The 1,221-nt window shown below is 65.1% G+C and carries 1 pseudogene; it reads left to right on the plus strand.

Features of this window, described 5'->3' with window-relative positions:
- Positions 1–1,221 (plus strand): annotated as a pseudogene (locus ACT3TS_RS19675) (hypothetical protein); the annotation flags it as partial.

The raw sequence follows: 1,221 nt of genomic DNA on the forward strand, positions 1-1,221 counted from the left end.
CCGGGCAAGGACGGGATGTCGTGGGTGGTCCTGCATATTCCGACGTTGGCGGCGGAGGCGATCATGGTGCATTGCCACCGGGTCGCCTCGGCGATCAAGAGTGATGCTGCGGGCCGTCAGCGTGCTGCTGACGCGGCAGGGGGTGGGGAGGATTGCCGGGAGTACAGGACGCGTGAGCAGATCCGTGCCGATATCGCCGCGATCCTGCTCATGGGCCAGGAACTCCCCGCCAATAGCTACACCAACCCCACCCCCAACCACCACAGCAACAACAACAGCAACAGCAGCAGCAGCCGTGGCTACGGCGGCACTGGCGGCTACAACGACCAAGGCAATGGTGCCGGTACTGGCGGTTCCACTGGCAAGGGTGCCGGCAGCGATTTCACCAGTGCTGGCAGTCGTGGCGGCCAGGGTGCTGGCACTGGCCAGGGTGCTGGCCGGGATGGGCGCCCCAACAACTTTGGCAACACACCCGGCAGCGGCAGCAGTGGCGGGTTCACCGGCAATGGTGCCGGCAGCAGCAGTGGATTCACTGGCAGTGGTGCCGTGCCCGGTGGTGGCAGTACCGGGGGTACTTCTGGCAGCCCCGGTTCCGGCTACTGCAATAGCGAGGGGCCGGGTGCTGGTGGGGACGGTGGTGTTCCTTTTGGGGAGAAATCTGCGTTTGGGGTGACGTTGTTTGATGAGGAGCCGGTCTGGGCGCACTCAGATCCGGCCCCGCCCCGCACCAACACCAGCAACAGCACCAGCACCAGCACCAATACCAACCCGGAGACGACTCCCGCGGCGGAAGCGGCCCTCCCTGACGACAACGAACCGTTCAGCGGCACGATCGTCCCTGACGGGGCGGGGCCGGGCCGTATTGACGGCACCAGCCTGCCCACCACCCCGAACCCTGGCCAGGACTCTGACCAGAATCCCGGCCAGCAGTCCGGTCGGGGCACCGCTCTGGATGGTGTGGGGCTGGAGGATGTGCCGTTGTGCGGGGAGTTGGTTGGGGATGGTTCCGGTTATGTTGATGAGATCGTTGACGGGATTGTTGAGGATCGCCAGCAGGAGTACCTGGATCAGTTGGAGGCCATGCGCCAGGGCAAGGTCATGGTGGATCCGCCGTTGCCGAGGGCACAGATTTTGCTTAAGGTCCCGTTTCTGGGGTTGGTGGGCATCACTGATGAGCCGGCCGAGTTGGTTGGTGAGGGGGTTGGGCCGGTGCCGTTGGGA

The sequence above is a fragment of the Specibacter sp. AOP5-B1-6 genome, assembly GCF_052376555.1.
In the GTDB taxonomy this organism is placed as follows: Bacteria; Actinomycetota; Actinomycetes; order Actinomycetales; family Micrococcaceae; genus Specibacter.